Here is a 16366-nt window from a genome sequence, read left to right as displayed (position 1 = left end):
TGTCTCACGGTGTCACACCCCTATCGCGGGGCGCCCCTCAATGCAACCGCGCCGGGCCTCAGTCAAATGCGCCAGACTTCACTCGAACGCGGCGGGCTCGCCGGGGCGGCGGATCACCGGGAGGAGCAGCTGGAACCACAGCAGCGCGGCGAGGTAGGAGGAGGCGGCGAAGACGAACAGCGGCACGAAACCGTAGCCCGCATCGAGCACCCGCCCGGTGACGAGGCTGATCGCCACCCCGCCCATGTTGCCCATGAAGGCGCCGAAGGCGGTCACCCGCCCGACCTTGGCCTGCGGCACGACATCGGTGATGGTCGAGAAGATCGACAGCGAGAAAGCCTGGTGCCCAGCCATGGCCACCCCGATCATCACCGCGACCGGCCAGAAGGCATCGATCTGCAGGACCAGCGGCAGCGGTGCGACGATCAGCGCGGCGGCGAGCATCACGCCCTTGCGCACCGCGTTGGGGCTATAGCCCCGCTCGAGCAGGCGAGTCGAAATCCACCCCGCCCCGAAGGCCCCGAGCCCCGACCCGGCGAAGGCGATCGCGAGCGGCACCGCGAGTTCGAGCGTCGAGAGCCCGAAGGCGCGGCGGTAGTAGTCGGCGAGCCAGAAGTTGATGAACCACCAGGTCATGTCCGAGAGCGCCTTGGCGACGACGATCGCCCAGGTCGCGCGGGCGAGCAGGATCGGGCCGTAGGCGTCGGGGACGCCCGCCTCGCTCGCCCGCTCGGCAAGGGTGCGCGCATTGAGCCCGGCGATCCCGCGCGCGAGCCACATCCAGGCGAGGAGCGAGAGGAGCCCGCCGATCCCCCCCACGACCAGCGCCCCGCGCCAGCCGACCGCATCGGCGAGCCCGGGGATCACGAAAGGCATCGCGATCGTCCCCGCGCCCGCCAGCAGCGTCGCGAAGCCGAAGGCGAAGCTGCGCGTGTCGGCGGGGAAGAGGGTCGCGACGGTCTTGATCGTCAGCGGGGTCTGCACCGCCTCGGTCACCCCCAGCCCGACGCGGGCGAGCACCACCTGCCAGGTCGTGTAAGCCCAGCCGTGGGCCATCGCCGCGAGGCTCCACGCCGAGGCGCCGACCTGCATCGAACGGTTGACCCCCAGCCGGTCGACCAGCCAGCCGGTGACGAGGAAAGCGAAGGCGGCCGAGAACTGCGTGACTGCGGCAAGGTCGCCGAAGTCGCTGTCGGTCCAGCCGAAATCCTTCATCATGTCGGGCTTGAGGATGGCGATGATCGGGCGGTCCATCGCGTTGAACACCCCGGCGATGCACAGCACCGTGAACAGCGACCAGCGCAGGCGGTTGGAGAGCAGCGGGGAGGGGTGGGCGGCCATCACGGGTTCCTAAAGCGGCGCGGGCGGGAAGGGCAAGTGGGGCCCAGATACAAAGGGGGCCGCCGGATCGCTCCGGCGGCCCCTCCCGATCATCTCGGACGGCGCAGTCTCAATTGGTGCGCACGCGGAAGGTTACGCCGACATAGCGGTCCGCATCGCGCGGGATCTGCATGCGCAGCTTGTTCTGGACGCTCGAGACCACGTAGCTCTCGTCGGCGATGTTGCGGACATGGAAGGTCACGCGGTACTTGTCCTCGGGGTCCGAGAGGCCGATCGCGGCGTTCCACATGCCGTAGGGCGCGATCCGGGTCGCGGCGGCCTGGCCGAGATCGGAGAACTGCTGGCTGGTGTGGCGATAGTCGGTGTTGAGGTAGAGCACCGACCAGTCGCCGAGGTCGCGCGTGTAGTCCGCCCCGAAAGTGTAGACGAACTCGGGCGCGAAGGGCAGCACGGTGCCGTTGCGCGCGTCGGGCGCACCGGTCCGCGGGTTGGGGTTGAAGCGCTTGACCCGGGCATCGGCATAGGCGGCGCTGGCGCGCAGGTTGAAGCCGGGGGCCGGGTTGACGACGAGATCGGCCTCGAAGCCCTCGCTCTTGATCGTGCCGGCATTGGTCAAGTTCGAGATCAGCTGGTCGCCGACCAGGAAGAAGTTGTTGGCCTGGTACCCGTCATACTCGACGGTGAACAGGGCGATGTTCAGCTGCGCCCGGCGGTCGAGGAACTGCGACTTCAGGCCGATCTCGAAGCTGTCCGAGATTTCCGGATCGAGCGGCACGGCGTTGTCGGGCGCGACGTGGTTGAAGAACACGTTGAACGCCGGGCCCTTGTAGCCGCGGGTATAGGAGCCGTAGACCATCACGTCCTCGACCGGCGTGTACTGGATCACCGCGCGGCCCGACAGCTCGCTGTGATCGGTCGTGCCGCGCGAGGTGTTGGTGCCGTTGCCGCCGTTGGCGATGAGGCCGCCCGCGCCGACGGCAAGGATCGTCCCGGTCGACGCCGGCGCGCCGTTGGTGGCGTTCGCGCCCGGCGCGCGGGTGTGGGTGAAGGACACCTCGTCCCAGGTGTAGCGCAGGCCCCCGATCAGCGCGAGCTGCTCGGTCAGCTTGTAGGTCGCCTGGCCGAACACCGCGTAATTGTTCATCGTCACGTCGCTGTCGCCGATCGCGAAGGGAAACAGCGTGTTGACGGTGTCGGTGAGGTTGCACGGACGCCCGCCGGTGCGCGGGTCGACGGGCAGGGTCGAGGAGGCGCAGGTGACGGCTCGCCGGATGAAGTCCTGCTTGTTCTTGGATTGCCAGGCGAAGGCGCCGAACTGGTAAAAGAACGGCTTCGACTGGTCCGAAGCGATCCGCGTCTCGAGGCTGATCTGCTCGGTACGCACCACCCCGTTGTCGATCTGTTGGCCGAAGCCGACCAGCGCGCGCGGCAGGAAGTCGGCCTCGCGCAGTTCCTCGTTGCGCCAGTTGCGGTAGCCCGCGATCACGCTCAGCATGTGGCTCTCCCCGAGCGCGAAGTCGCCGTTGGCGGTGAGGCTCCACTGACGGTCATTGGTGGAGGTCACGGTGTTGTGGTTGACGAAGCGCTGGTTGATGCCCTGCGCGACGCCGCCCGGCAGGCCGAGCTCGGCATCAAGCACCGCGCCGCGGCTCACGCCGGTCACGTCGGCGCAGCAATCGTCGTCGGCCTTGAAGTAATCGGCGATCAGGCGGACGGTGCTGCTGCCGTTGTCGTAGTCGAGGATGCCGCGCGCGCCGTAGTGCTCGTAGCCGTTGACCTTGTTGCGCTTGCCGCCGTTGATGTTGGTGATGTTGCCGTCGAAGGTGCCGTAGAAGCCGGTCACGCGGGCGGTGAGGTTCTCGGCGAGCGGGCCGGAGACGGCGACGCGGGCGCGGTATTCGCTCCCCTCGAAGGCCTCGGCGAGCGCGTCGACCTGAAGCGTGTCGGTGCCGCCCTTGGAAACGATGTTGATGAGGCCCGCGCTCGCGTTCTTGCCGAACAGCGTGCCCTGCGGCCCGCGCAGCACCTCGATGCGCTCGAGGTCGAGGAGGTCGGCGAAGGCCTGGCCCGAGCGGCTCAGCACCACGCCGTCGACAACGGTGGACACAGACGGCTCGGCGCCGATCGCGAAGGTGATGGTGCCGACGCCGCGCATGATGACCGCGTTGTTGGCGCTGGTGGTGCCCTTGCGGAAGTTCACCGAGGGGACGACGGTGGCGATGTTCTCGAGGCTGCGGACCAGCGCCTGGTCGAGCCGGTCGCCCGAGACGGCCGTCACCGCGATCGGCACGTCCTGCGCGTTTTCCTCGACCTTCTGGGCGGTTACGACGATTTCCTCGACCTGCGCCAGCGCCGGCGCGGTGTGGGCGAGGGCCAGCGAACTGGCGGTGATGGCAAGCGTCCTGAGCGCAAGACGGGTGGTGGCCGGCATTGGTGTACTCTCCCCTGGCGTGATCGGCGGTCTGCGGGCGGATAGGTGAAGACCCTCGCCCGTGCGGTCGATCTTCGGTGCGTCGGGTTGCGCTTTCCGGCGCATTCTGTCAAGCGGTGTCAGAGGCGGGCGAGGCGCCGTCCGGGAGAGGATCGCGGGACTTTCATGGCGTTGCTGGAGCGACAAGGGGAAGGCATCGACCTGCGGCTCGCGGGCCGCTCGATCCTGCGCCATCGCCCGGAGAGCCCTGCGATTTCCGTCGCTTGCGGCGCGCCGCAAGTGACGATGGTGCGCGGCAATTTCCGCCTCGCCGACCAACCTGTGGCCGCTGCGCCACTATCCCGCGCAGAAGTGGCCGAGGGCGGGGCGGTGGTCCTCGCCGGCGCCGACGCGCGGGTGCGGGTGACGCTCGATGGCCAGTGCCTCACCTTGCGTGCCGACCCGCCGCATGACCGCATGACGCTCGATTTCGACCTCGCCGCCGACGACGTGCTGTGGGGCGGGGGCGAGCAGATGAGCCACCTCGTGCTCAATGGCCGCCGCTTCCCGCTGTGGACGAGCGAGCCGGGCGTCGGCCGCGAGCCCGGCACGCCGCTCACCGACATGGCAAGCGCCGACGGGAGCTTCGCGGGCGGGGACTACTGGACGACCAACTATCCCGAACCCACGGTGCTGTGCTCGGGCGGCTGGGCGATCAGCCTTGCGAACACCGAATATGCCGAAGTGGACGCCTCCGAGGCCGGGCGGCTCAGGGTCCACGTCTGGTCGGGCGCGGTGGCGATCGACCTCTTCGAGGGCGCGCCCGCCGACCTCACCCGCCAGCTGGGCGCGCGCTTCGGGCCGCGCCATGCCCTGCCCGAGTGGGCCACCGGCGGCGCAATCGTCGGCCTCAAGCAGGGCGAGGCGTCCTTCGCGCGGCTCGAGACGCTCATCGACGCGGGCGCCGCCGTCGCGGGCCTGTGGTGCGAGGACTGGGTCGGCATCCGCGAGACGAGCTTCGGGCGGCGGCTGTTCTGGGACTGGCAGTGGAACCCCGCGCGCTACCCCGACTTGCCCGCCCGCATCGCCGCCCTCAAGGCGCGCGGCATCCGCTTCCTCGGCTACGTGAACCCCTATCTCGCGGTCGACGGCCCGCTGTTCTTCGAGGCCGCGACGCAGGGCTTCTTCGCGCGCCGCTTGGACAGCAACGCCCCCTACCTCGTCGATTTCGGCGAATTCGAGGCGGGGGTGGTCGATTTCACCAACCCGCAAGCCGCGGCGTGGTTCGCGGAAGAAGTGATCGGCAAGCGGATGCTCGATTTCGGGCTCGACGGGTGGATGGCGGATTTCGGCGAGTATCTCCCGACCGACCTGCGTCTCCACGACGGCGACCCGATGCAGGAGCACAACCGCTGGCCGGTGCGCTGGGCCGAGGTCAACGCGCGCGCGGTCGCCTCGCGGGGGAAGACGGGCGAGGTGCTTTGGTTCATGCGCGCCGGGCACACCGGGGTGCAGGCGCATTGCCCCTTGCTGTGGGCCGGCGACCAGTCGGTCGACTTCTCGCGCCACGACGGGATCGGGACGGTGGTGACCGCCGCGCTCTCTTCCGGCCTCGTCGGCAATGCCTTCAGCCATTCGGACGTCGGCGGCTACACGAGCCTCTTCGGCAATGTCCGGACCGAGGAGCTGATCCTCCGCTGGTACGAGCTCGGCGCCTTTTCCCCGGTGATGCGCACCCACGAGGGCAACCGGCCGGACGACAATCTCCAGATCGACTCCACCCCCGCGCTGATCGCAGGCTTCGTGCGCTGGAGCCGCCTCCACGCGGCGCTCGCGCCCTATGTCCGGCACCTCGTCGCCGAGGCGCAGGACACGGGCCTCCCCGCGCAAGCCGCGCTGTTCCTCCACCATCCCGAGGACCGGGAAACCTTCACCATCCAGGACCAGTTCCTCTATGGCGCGGACCTCTTGGTGGCACCGGTGATCGGGGAGGGGGCGACGATGCGCAAGGTCTATCTGCCTGCGGGCGAGTGGCGGCACCTGTGGAGCGGGGCGCCGCACGCCCCCGGCTGGCACGAGGTCGCCGCGCCCCTCGGCGAGCCGCCGGTGTTCTACCGCGAGGACAGCGCCTTCGCGCCCCTCTTCGAGAGCCTCGCGGCATGAGCGCCCGCGCCAACATCCGCGACGTCGCGGCCCGCGCGGGCGTGGCGGTCAAGACCGTCAGCCGCGTGCTCAACGGCCACCCCTATGTCTCGGACGCGCTCCGCCAGAAGGTCGAACAGGCGATGGCCGAGCTCGACTACCGCCCCTCGGTGGCCGCGCGCATCCTCTCGGGCGCCAAGTCGGGTCAGGTCGCGCTGATCTACGACAATCACAGCCCCTACTACATGTTCCAGATCCAGACCGGCTGCTGGGAGGTGTGCCACGAGGCCGGCATCCGCCTCCTCGCCCAGCCGGTCGACGTCGCCGACCCGCGGGTGGGCGAGCAGGTCCGCGGCCTCGTCAGCGAGACCCATGTCGACGGGATCATCCTCTCCTCTCCCGTTACCGACTGCGACCCCGTCCTGCGCGCGCTCGAGACGATGGACGTGCCCTTCGTGCGCATCTCGCCGGGGACCAACCACGCGCTCACATCATCGGTGTTCATGGACGACGCGCAGGCCGCCGACGACATGACCACGCACCTCATCAATGCCGGGCACCGCAGGATCGGCTTCATCAAGGGCCACGCCAACCACATGGCCTCCGACGACCGCCTGTTCGGCTACCGCCGCGCATTGGACCGCGTCGGGATCGCCTACGAGCCCGGGCTTGTCGTCGACGGCGAGTTCGACTTCGACAGCGGGGTGCGGGGCGCGCACGCGCTGCTGGGTCAGCCGAACCGCCCGAGCGCGATCTTCGCCTCGAACGACGACATGGCCGCGGGCGTCCTCGCGGTGGCGCACGACCGGGGGATCAGGGTTCCCGAGGAGCTCTCGGTCGCAGGCTTCGACGACACCACGCTGGCGCGCACCGTCTGGCCGCCGCTCACCACCATCCGCCAGCCGATGGCCGACCTTGCGCGGACGGCGACGCAAATCCTGATCGCGGGCGGGGACATCACCCACAAGCGCCTGCCCCATGAACTTGTCGAGCGCGCCTCGGTCGCGCCCCCACAGAGGAAAGCCCCATGAGCGAACTGCCCCTGCCGCCCGCCACCCGCCGCCTCGGCGGAAGCGATATCGAGGTTTCCCCGATCGCCTGGGGAATGTGGCGCCTGACCGAGAACGGCCGCACGGCGAGCGAGGCGGCGCGGCTGGTCCACGCGGCGCTCGACGCGGGGATCAACTTCCTCGACACCGCCGACATCTACGGCTTCGACGGGCAGGGCGGGTTCGGCGATGCCGAGGCGCTGCTGGGCGAGGTGCTCGCCGCCGAGCCTGCCTTGCGCGACCGCATGGTGCTGGCGACCAAGGGCGGGATCATGCCGCCGCTCCCCTACGACCAGAGCGCCGACTACCTGCGCGGCGCGCTCGAGGCTTCGCTCCGGCGGCTCGGGGTGGAGAGCGTCGATCTCTACCAGATCCACCGCCCTGATATCCTGGCGCACCCTCAGGAGGTCGCCCGCGTGCTCGACGATGCGGTGGCCTCGGGCAAGGTGCGCACGCTCGGCGTGTCGAACTTCACGAAGGACCAGATCGTCGCGCTCCAGCACTTCCTCGGGCACAAGCTGGTCGCGACCCAGCCCGAGATCAGCCCCTTGCGGATCGACTGCTTCGAAAACGGCGAGCTCGATCAGGCGATGATGCTGGGGCTCACCCCGCTCGCCTGGTCGCCCTTGGGCGGCGGCAGGCTCGCCGCGCCCGAGAGCGCGCGCGACACAGCGGTGGCGGCGGCGCTCGATGCCGTGGCCGGGGCGCAGGGCGTCTCGCGCACCGTCGCGGCCTATAGCTGGCTGATGGCGCACCCCGCCGGGATCATCCCGATCATCGGCTCGCAGACGCCCGCGCGGATCGCGGAAGGGGCGGCTGCGCTCAAGGTCAGGTGGACGCGCACCGACTGGTACGCGGTGCTGGTCGCGGCGCGGGGCGTGCCGCTGCCCTGAGGGAACAAATACCACCCCGTTCGGGCTGAGCCTGTCGAAGCCCTGCCCTTCCTTGGGTCAGCGCGGGTGGATCGAAGAAAAATGCAGCCCTTCGACAAGCTCAGGGCGAACGGACGTAGGGATGGGAATAGAGCAATGACCGAACAGCAATGCGAAATCGCGTGGTTCTCCGCGCTGTGCGACGACGATTACGAGTTCCTCGGCGTGCCCGACCCCTACCTCGCCTCGAGCTGGGAGCATTGCCGCAACATCGTCACCCGCGCGGAAGAAGGCGGGTTCGACAACATCCTGCTGCCCTCGGGCTACCAGCTCGGGCTCGACACGACGGTCTTCGCCGCGGCGGTGGCGACGCAGGTCAAGCGCATCAAGCTCCTCTGGGCGACGCGCATGGGCGAGGACTGGCCGCCGCAGCTCGCGCGCCGGATCGCGACATTGGACCGCATCCTCGGTCCGAACGCCGCCGGCACCGGGGGGCGCCTCAACGTCAACATCATCTCCTCCGACATGCCGGGCGAAAAGATCGAGAGCTCCCCGCGCTACCGCCGCGGCACCGAGATCATGAAGATTGTCCGCACCCTGCTGAACGGCGAGCACCTCGATTTCGACGGCGAGTTCTACAAGCTGAAGCTCGATCCGCCGCGGATCACGACGCTTTCCGGCAAGTGCCCGCCCTTCTACTTCGGCGGCCTCTCCCACGAGGCGCGCGAATGCGCCGCCGAGGCGGCGGACGTCTACCTGATGTGGCCCGACACGATGGACAAGGTGCGCGAAACCATCGCCGACCTCAAGGCGCGCGCCGCCGCCAAGGGCCGCAGCCTCAAATTCGGCTACCGCGTCCACGTGATCGTGCGCGAGACCGAGGACGAGGCGAGGCGCTATGCCGACCGGCTGCTCTCGAAGCTCGACGACGAGGCGGGCCGGGCGATCCGCGAGAAGAGCCTTGATGCCAGGAACTACGGCGTCCAGCGCCAGCAGGAGTTGCGCGGCGCGGCGGACGGCGACGGCTTCGTCGAGGAGAACCTGTGGACCGGCATCGGCCGCGCCCGCTCGGGCTGCGGGGCGGCGATCGTCGGCACCCCCGATCAGGTGCTCGCCAAGCTGCGCGCCTATCAGGCCGAGGGGATCGAGGCCTTCATCCTGTCGGGCTACCCGCATATGCAGGAAGCCGACCTGTTCGCGAGGCACGTGCTGCCCCACATCCAGCACGGGCCGCTGGAGATGTGATTTCTCGCCTCATCCGTCACCCCAGCGAAAGCTGGGGCCCAGGGCCGCTAGCGCGATGCCGTGAGGCTCGAGGTCCCAGCTTTCGCTGGGATGACGATGTAGGAGGCTTGGTCGAATCCTAAGCCCGAAATGTTGGCCGCCGCCGGCCAGCCCGCAGCCCGACTCAAGCCCCCTCCAGCCCCTTCTCACACCCCCTCCACACCCCGCTAGCCCGCCTCATCCCCGCCCTTTCACGTGTTTCACGCGACACCTTCCCCTACTGCAACGCCGCCCTCGGCGAGGCGTCCGCAAATTCCTCTTTTCCGCGTCCGCCGCCGGTGACAAGACGTATCGCAAATCGACATCCGATCGAGAGAGGAGAGACCCCATGAACCTCGAGTTCACCCCCGAAGAGCAGGCCTTCCGCGACGAGGTCCGCGCCTTCATCGCCGAGAACTATCCCAAGCACCTCGCCGATTTCGGCATGAGGGAGGACATGAGCCGCGAGGACTTCCTCGCCTGGCACAAGATCCTCGGGAAAAAGGGCTGGTCGGTCCCCGCATGGCCGGTCGAATACGGCGGCACCGGCTGGACCCCGACCCAGCGCTACATCTGGTCGGAGGAGAACGCCCGCGCGAGCACCGTCATGCCGCTGCCCTTCGGCGTCTCGATGGTCGGCCCCGTCATCTACACCTTCGGCAATGCCGAACAGAAGGCGAAGCACCTCCCCGGCATCGTCTCGGGCGAGGTGTGGTGGTGCCAGGGCTATTCGGAGCCCGGCGCGGGGTCGGACCTCGCCAACCTCAAGACCACCGCGGTGCGCGACGGCGACCACTACGTCATCAACGGCCAGAAGACCTGGACGACGCTTGCCCAGCACGCCGACTGGGGCTTCTTCCTGTGCCGCACCGATCCCACCGCCAAGGCGCAGGAGGGGATCAGCTTCATCCTCGTCGACATGAAGTCGCCCGGCGTGGAAGTGAAGCCGATCAAGCTCCTCGACGGCGGCTACGAGGTCAACGAGACCTGGCTCACCGACGTGCGCGTGCCGGTCGAGAACCTCGTTGGCGTCGAGAACAAGGGCTGGACCTACGCCAAGTTCCTGCTCGCCCACGAACGCTCGGGGATCGCCGGGGTGGCGCGGAGCAAGCGCGGGATCGAGAAGCTGCGCGAGATCGCCGCGCATGAAAGCCTCGACGGCAAGCCGCTGATCGAGGACTTCGATTTCGCCAAGAAGGTGAGCCAGCTCGAAATCGATCTCGCCGCGCTCGAGATCACCGAGCTGCGCACGCTCGCGGGCGAGCAGGCCGGCAAGGGGCCGGGGCCGGAAAGCTCGATCCTCAAGATCAAGGGCACCGAGATCCAGCAGCGCCTCACCGAGCTGACGCTGGAGGCGGTGGGGACCTACAGCGCGCCCTATCACGGCGGCGTCGCCAACGACAATTCCAACGAGCACCCGGTCGGGCCCGACTACGCCCAGTATGCCGCGGCGACCTATTTCAACATGCGCAAGACCTCGATCTACGGCGGCTCGAACGAGATCCAGCGCAACATCATCACCAAGATGATCCTCGGTCTGTAAGCCACTGGGGACGGGAGAGAATTCGTGGATTTCAACTTCACCGAAGAACAGCAGATGGTGCGCGACGGCCTCTCGCGGCTGGTGCGCGAGCAGTATGACTGGGAGACCCGCCGCAAGACCATCGCCGGCGGCGCCGGGTGGCGGCCGGAAATCTGGTCGCAGCTCGCCGAACTCGGCATTCTCGGGATGCCCTTCTCGGAAGGAGACGGCGGCTTCGGCGGCGGGGCGGTCGATGCCATGGTGATCATGGAGGAGTTCGGAAAAGGGCTTGTGATTGAGCCGTTTATTCCAACCGTCGTGTGCGCCGGGGGCTTCCTCAAGCACGCCGGAACCGCGGCGCAGAAGGAGGAGCACATCGGCGCGATCGTCTCCGGCTCGGCGGTCTTCGCCTTCGCCTATGCCGAGCCCAAGGGCCGCTACGACTACGCCGATCTCGAGACCACCGCGAGGAAGGACGGCTCGGGCTACGTCATCAACGGCCACAAGGCGGTCGTCTTCGGCGCGCCCTGGGCGAGCCACCTCGTCGTCACCGCCCGCACCGGCGGCGAGCGGCGGGATCGCTCGGGTGTCTCGGTGTTCGTCCTCGCCAAGGACACGCCCGGGGTGACCACCCGCGACTACGTGACGGTCGACGGGCGGCGCGCCTCCGAGGTCTATTTCGAGAATGTTTCCGTTCCCGCAGAAGCGCTTATCGGCGCCGAGGGCGAGGGGCTGGCGCTGATCGAGCGGGTCACCGACGAGGCCATCGCCGCGCTGTGCGCCGAGGCCTGCGGGGCGATGAAGGTGGCCCATGCGATGACCGTGGAATATTCGCGTCAGCGCAAGCAGTTCGGGGTGCCGATCGGGAGCTTCCAGGTGCTCCAGCACCGCATGGTCGACATGTACACCTCCTACGAACAGGCGGTGTCGCTGACCTATCTCGCGACCCTGCGCCTCGGCAGCGAGGAGGTCGAGCGCAAGAAGGCGGTCAGTGCGGCAAAGGTCGGCGTCGGCCAGGCGGCGCGGCTGATCGGGCAGGAAGCGGTGCAGATCCACGGCGGCAACGGCGTCACCGACGAATATGCGATCGGCCACTATTTCAAGCGCCTGACGATCTTCGACAGCGAGTTCGGCAATGTCGACCATCACTTGAAGCGCCACGTCGCCCTGAGCTGACCGGCGCGTTGACGAGACCCGGATGACAAGGACAGCCCCGCGCTTGCCAAGGCCAAGCGCGGGGCTTTTCGCATCCGCTGTAACCCCGGGCGGGGCGCCCGCGAACCGGGCCGCATGAGAGCCGACGAAGCCTCCCTCGCGCGCCTGATGGCGCTGTCGCAGCAGGGCGACAGGCAGGCCTATGCGGCGCTGCTCGAGGCGTGCAACCGCTGGCTGCGCAGCTACTATTCGCGCCGTATCGCGCCTGCGAGCCTCGAGGACCTGGTGCAGGAGACGCTCATCGCGCTTCACTCCAAGCGCGCCTCGTGGGACCCCACCCGGCCCTTCCTCCCCTGGCTCGCGGCGATCGCGCGCTACCGCTGGGTCGATCACCTCAGGCGCCTCTACCGCGCCGACGAGCACGAGCTCCACGAAGAGCTGCTCGGCACCGACGAGGAGCCCGCCATCGCCGCGCGGATCAGCCTCGAGCGGCTGCTCGGCCTGCTTCCGCAAGGCCAGCAGCGGGCCATCGCGCTGGTCAAGATCGAGGGGCTGAGCATCGCCGAGGCCTCGGCCGCGACCGGGCAGAGCGAGAGCCTCGTCAAGGTCAACATCCATCGCGGGCTCAAGAAGCTTGCCCTGATGATCGAGAAAGAATGACACGGATGACCCCCAATTCCGACGCCCTCATCGCCGAGCTGGTGGGCGACCTCGAGCCGGTGAAGCCGCTGCACCTGCGCTCCGGTCTCGCCGGGGTGCTGGGGGCTGCGGGGCTGTCCGCGGCGGCGGTGATCGTGCTGCTCGGCGCGCGGCCCGACTGGGTGCTCGGCTCGGCCGAGCCGATGCACCTCGTCGCCACCGGGCTCTTCGCGGGACTCGCGCTCGCGGCGAGCGTGACGGTGATCGTGATGGGCCGCCCGCAGGTCGGCACCGACCACGGCGGGTGGCGCTGGGCGGCGGGGATGGCGGCGCTGCTGCCGCTCGCCGCGCTGATCGTCGCCGTCGCGCGCGGCCGCGCGGGCGTCGCGCACGAGGTGGCGGGTGACGGGGCGGAGTGCCTCGTGATCGGCGCGGTCGCCTCGCTGCTGGTCTTCGCCATGCTCACCGCCTGGCTGCGCCGCGGCGCACCGACGGCTCCCGGGCGCGCCGGTCTGGTCGCAGGCGTCGCCGCGGGGGCCTTCGGGAGCTTCGCGGTCTCGCTCCACTGCCCCGACAACGACATCGTCCACATCGGGATGTGGCACGCCAGCGCGGTGGTGGTGATGGCGGCGCTCGGCCGGGCGGTGATCCCGCGGCTGGTTCGTTGGTAGCTAGCCCGCGCCGAGGCGCTGCGGGAGGATCGGGGCGGGCCTGTCGGGCTGCGAGAACGTCCTGCGCCAGAAGGTCACCACCGCAAGGCTTCCCAACAGCGCGAGGCCGAGCCCGGCGAGGGTCATCACGATCCTCAGCGGCAGCGCCATCGCGCTCCCCGCCATCCGAGTCGAGTGGAGCGGATAGAGCGCGTTCTGCGCCCGGATCGCGAGCGGCGCGGCGGTGGCGTCGCGCGCCGTCAGCAGCGTGCCGTCGCTCGCGAGGGTGAGGGTGGTGCGCCCGTTGGGATGCCACTCGGTCGGGCGCCGCATCCGGATCGTCACCGCCTCGCCCGGCGCCTTGGGCCAGACGATCATCCTGAGCTCGGCGTCGGGAAAGCGGGCACGGGCGGCGGCGAGGATCGCGGCCCAGTCGAGGGTCGAGGCCGCGACGGCAGGCGTGGGGGGCTTCGCCTGCCACGCCGCGACCTCGCCCGCGGGCGAGAGCGGTGCGACAACCGCGCTGCCCAGGGGCTTCAGCACCATCAGCGCGCCGGTAAGCCCGGCAAGGAGGATCGGCAGCGCGAGCACTGCGCCGATGTCGCGGTGGTGGCGGATCACCGCGGGGCGGGTCATCCGCGGCGGCAGCGCGCGCAGGCGGAAGGTGCGCCGCGTCGGCCACCACAGGACGAGGCCGGTGACGCAGAACAGCACCGCGGCGATGCCCAGCCAGCCGCTCAGCAATTCGCCCGTCTTGCCCATCAGCAGGTGGTGGTGGAGATCGAAGAGGAAGGTCTCGGGCCGGTCCCAAATGCTCCCCCAGCGGGCGAGCAGGGTGCCGTCATGCGCGAGATAGGCCCCCGCGCCCTCGGCGGCGAGCCCGGCCTGGCCCGCGCCGAACTCGGCCGAGGGGAGCGTCACATAGCGCGCCCCGAGCCTGCCCGCCGCCTCGATCATCGCCAGCGTCTCGGCGTCCGAAGGCGCGTGGGGCGCGAGTGGAACGCCCACCCACCAAGGCTTCCACAGCAGCGCCGCCCCCGTCAGCCCGAGCACCGCCAGTCCGAGGCCGACGAGGCCCCCCAGCCAGCGGTGGACGAGGCTGAGCGCGCGGCGCATCAGAAGCGGCCGAGCCAGCCGAGCGTCACCGAGCGCCCGCGCCCGGCGAAGAACCGCAGGGAGTCGGTGGGCCGCTGGGTGTCCGAATTGTAGTCGATATACTGCTTGTCGAGGAGGTTCTGCCCGGCGAGCGTGAAGGTGCCCACGTCGGTCGAGAGCGAGACCGCCCCGTCGAGCAGGGTGTAGCCGCCGAAGTCGTTGCGCGGATCGCCGCCGTCGAACCTCTTCGAATAGTGGGTGCGCGATTGCACCCGCAGGTTCACCGGCCCGTTGGTGTAGTCGGCCGAAAGGTTGAGCCGGTCGGGTCCGATATTCGCGCCGTCGAGGTCGGCGTTCACGCGCCCGTCGCCGTTGGTGTCGACCCGCCCGTCGAGGTGCGCATAGCCGATGCCGAGGCGCAGGCCCGGAATCGGGGTGGCGGTGGAGAGGTTGAGCTCGATCCCCTCGATCTCGATCCGCTGGCGCTGCACCTCGAAGACGTCGCCGACCAGCACGAGGAGCTGGCCCCGGTCGCTGTCCGACCAGTAGTAGGTCGCGCTCGCGTTGACCGGTCCGCGGTTCACCTCGACCCCGATCTCGCGGTTGTCCGCGACGACGGGGGCGATGTCGAGGAAGCGGTCGAGGTCGACGCCCGGGGTGCGGATCGCGCGGGTGATGCGGCCGACGTCGGGAACGGTGTAGCCCTGCGAATAGCTGGCATAGGCGCGGATGCCGGGGGACGGCTCGACGACGATCCCGCCGTTGGGGAGCAGTCGCTCGAAGCTCGGCGAGCCGCCGCCCACCTGCTGCGGCCCGTAGAACCACAGCGTCCGGTAATCGGGGATGGTGATCTCGACATTCTCCCAGCGCACTCCCCCTGCGAGCCGGACCTTGCCGTCCCACAGCGCGAGGTTGCCTTGCGCGAAGGGCGCGATCGAGCGGTAGTCGGTCGGCGGCACCCAGGCGCGGTCGGTCGCGGCGAGTTTCTGGACGGTGTGGTCGTTGAGGAGGTCCGCGCCGAGCACGAGGTTGAGCGGGCCGAAGCCGCGCTCCCAGCTCGCGTTCACGCCCCACTTGCGGCTGATGTTCTGCGACTGGTCGAAGAGCGTGCCGACGGGGGCGATCGCCGGGTCCTGAAAGTCGGCGAAGGTGCCGCCGCCGTAGATGTCGGCGGTGCGGTTCCAGAAGCCCCGCACCCTGAGCGCGCCGCCCGCAAGGTCCTCGGCGGTGAGGGTCAGCGACAGGCTCTCGGCGAGGTTCTCGGGCGCCTCGCCGGGGACGACACCCTTGACCGCGGTGGCGGGCCGGCCGAGCGCCCGGCTCCCGGCGACCGCGACGAGGTCGCCCTCGCCCTGCAAGTGGAAGCGCTGGCCCATCGCCTCGAGCCTGACGCCGCCGCCGAGCTCCACCCCGGCCTTGGCGAAGAAGGAGAGGCTGTCCGAATCCTGAAGGTCGCCCTGCGTGCCGTCGGGGGCGATCCGGCGCTGCTCGCCGTCGCGGAACACGCCGCGGCGCTCGTAGGCGGCGCCCGCGACCACGTCGAAGGCGCCGGAGCGGTTGGCGACCAGCGCCCCGGCCTTGCCGCCGAAGCCGTCGGACCTGAAGCCGCTCTCGGCGGTCCCCTGGAGGATGGTGCGCACGCTCCACCCGTCCTCGACCGGGGCGGAGACGGTGACCTGGTTGATGACGCCGCCGGTGCCGCCGATGCCCTGAAGCGCGTTCGAGCCGAGGATCAGCTCGACCCGGTCGACGAAGAACGGGTCGATGGTGAAGCCGTCACGCGACCCGTCGCGCAAGGGCGCGGTCTGGGGGATGCCGTCGATGGCGAAGAGCGGCGAGCGGCCGCGCAGGGTCTCGCCCTGGCCGCTGAGTTTCTGGCGCGCCGGGGAGAAGGAGGGGGTGAGCGCGGCGATCGCGTCGACCACCGAGCCCGAGATCTGCACCTGGCGGTCGAGCGTGGCGCGGTCGATCACCTCGGCGGTGAGGGGGAGGGCGGTGACGGGCAGCGCAGTGCGCGCGGCGGTGACGACGATCGGGGCCTCGTTCTCCGGCCTGGTGCCAGCGGTGTCCTCCTCGGCGGCCTGTGCGGTGCTGGCGAGGGGGAGGAGGGCGGCGGAGAGGAGGAGGCTGACACGCATGGATGAACTGTTCCTGATAATCATTCGCGCAACTCTCCTACGAATGATTCGCAACAACGCAAGCGGCTTTCTGCAAGTCCCGCGAGATAA

At 69.6% G+C, this 16366-nt stretch carries 12 protein-coding genes; 8 read left to right on the top strand and 4 right to left on the bottom strand.

Features of this window, described 5'->3' with window-relative positions; all coding sequences use genetic code 11:
* Positions 1 to 78: 78 nt before the first annotated feature.
* A complete protein-coding gene (locus ACLBKU_RS01955; protein WP_410177849.1) occupies positions 79 to 1341 on the bottom strand; it encodes an MFS transporter in 1263 nt (420 codons plus the stop codon).
* Positions 1342 to 1450: 109 nt separating this feature from the next.
* Positions 1451 to 3772, bottom strand: a complete 2322-nt coding sequence (locus tag ACLBKU_RS01950) for a TonB-dependent receptor (RefSeq protein ID WP_410177848.1) — start codon at positions 3770 to 3772, stop codon at positions 1451 to 1453.
* A gap of 165 nt (positions 3773 to 3937) precedes the next feature.
* Here ACLBKU_RS01950 and ACLBKU_RS01945 point away from each other — a divergent pair, with 165 nt between their 5' ends.
* From ACLBKU_RS01945 to ACLBKU_RS01910, 8 genes are all read left to right on the top strand, one after another.
* On the top strand, positions 3938 to 5914 hold the full coding sequence (locus ACLBKU_RS01945; protein ID WP_410177847.1) for an alpha-glucosidase: 1977 nt from the start codon (positions 3938 to 3940) through the stop codon (positions 5912 to 5914).
* Positions 5911 to 6924: a LacI family DNA-binding transcriptional regulator gene (locus tag ACLBKU_RS01940; RefSeq protein ID WP_410177846.1), complete on the top strand. Its 1014-nt coding sequence runs from the start codon at positions 5911 to 5913 to the stop codon at positions 6922 to 6924. The genes ACLBKU_RS01945 and ACLBKU_RS01940 overlap by 4 nt, the downstream gene beginning before the upstream one ends.
* A complete protein-coding gene (locus tag ACLBKU_RS01935) occupies positions 6921 to 7835 on the top strand; it encodes an aldo/keto reductase family oxidoreductase (RefSeq protein WP_410177845.1) in 915 nt (304 codons plus the stop codon). Before ACLBKU_RS01940 ends, ACLBKU_RS01935 begins: the two co-directional genes overlap by 4 nt.
* Before the next feature lie 135 nt (positions 7836 to 7970).
* The gene (locus ACLBKU_RS01930) at positions 7971 to 9059 is read left to right on the top strand and encodes an LLM class flavin-dependent oxidoreductase (protein WP_410177844.1); all 1089 of its coding nucleotides are present in this window, start codon (positions 7971 to 7973) and stop codon (positions 9057 to 9059) included.
* A gap of 367 nt (positions 9060 to 9426) precedes the next feature.
* Positions 9427 to 10620, top strand: a complete 1194-nt coding sequence (locus tag ACLBKU_RS01925; RefSeq protein WP_410177843.1) for an acyl-CoA dehydrogenase family protein — start codon at positions 9427 to 9429, stop codon at positions 10618 to 10620.
* Between the two features lie 24 nt (positions 10621 to 10644).
* Positions 10645 to 11775, top strand: a complete 1131-nt coding sequence (locus tag ACLBKU_RS01920) for an acyl-CoA dehydrogenase family protein (RefSeq protein WP_410177842.1) — start codon at positions 10645 to 10647, stop codon at positions 11773 to 11775.
* A gap of 114 nt (positions 11776 to 11889) precedes the next feature.
* Entirely contained in the window at positions 11890 to 12414 is a 525-nt protein-coding gene (locus ACLBKU_RS01915) for a sigma-70 family RNA polymerase sigma factor (RefSeq protein WP_410177841.1), read from the top strand.
* Positions 12411 to 13064 carry an NrsF family protein gene (locus ACLBKU_RS01910; protein WP_410177840.1) on the top strand — a complete coding sequence of 218 codons (654 nt, stop codon included), beginning with the start codon at positions 12411 to 12413 and terminating at the stop codon, positions 13062 to 13064. Before ACLBKU_RS01915 ends, ACLBKU_RS01910 begins: the two co-directional genes overlap by 4 nt.
* Here the strand turns inward: ACLBKU_RS01910 and ACLBKU_RS01905 are convergent, their stop codons facing one another.
* Together ACLBKU_RS01905 and ACLBKU_RS01900 are read right to left on the bottom strand one after the other, a co-directional pair.
* Entirely contained in the window at positions 13065 to 14159 is a 1095-nt protein-coding gene (locus ACLBKU_RS01905) for a PepSY-associated TM helix domain-containing protein (RefSeq protein ID WP_410177839.1), read from the bottom strand. It lies immediately after the preceding gene.
* A complete protein-coding gene (locus tag ACLBKU_RS01900) occupies positions 14159 to 16276 on the bottom strand; it encodes a TonB-dependent receptor (RefSeq protein ID WP_410177838.1) in 2118 nt (705 codons plus the stop codon). Before ACLBKU_RS01900 ends, ACLBKU_RS01905 begins: the two co-directional genes overlap by 1 nt.
* Positions 16277 to 16366 lie beyond the last annotated feature (90 nt).

The organism is Erythrobacter sp. NE805 (assembly GCF_046452355.1).
GTDB lineage: Bacteria > Pseudomonadota > Alphaproteobacteria > Sphingomonadales > Sphingomonadaceae > Erythrobacter.
The sequence above is the reverse complement of the archived record's forward strand: the minus strand, read 5'-3'. Positions and strand labels throughout refer to the sequence as shown.